General features: G+C 40.2%; 1 protein-coding gene. It reads left to right on the top strand.

The annotated features are described in order from the left end of the window. Positions 1-281: uroporphyrinogen-III C-methyltransferase (locus FLQ44_RS08080; RefSeq protein WP_240801213.1), on the top strand; the 281-nt coding region annotated here is incomplete at both ends.

Raw genomic sequence — 281 nt, 5'->3', positions numbered from 1 at the left:
GTTCACCTGAGTTACCATGGCGTGAGTTGGTCTATGAAAATCAAACACTGGTTTTATATATGGGCTTGGTTGGATTGGAAAAAATTTGTGAAAATTTGATTGCACATGGTCAACGTCCAAATATGCCAGTGGCTTTAATTTCTAAAGGTACGACACCTGATCAAAAAGTCGTGGTGGGAACTTTGGCCGACATTGCATCAAAAGTTGAAGAAAATCATATACAAGCACCTACCTTAACCATTATTGGTGAGGTGGTGAGTTTGCGTGAACAGTTACAGTGG

The sequence above is a fragment of the Vogesella mureinivorans genome (genome assembly GCF_007644035.1).
GTDB lineage: Bacteria > Pseudomonadota > Gammaproteobacteria > Burkholderiales > Chromobacteriaceae > Vogesella > Vogesella mureinivorans.
Note: the sequence above shows the minus strand (reverse complement) of the source record. Positions and strands in the feature narration are given on the sequence as shown.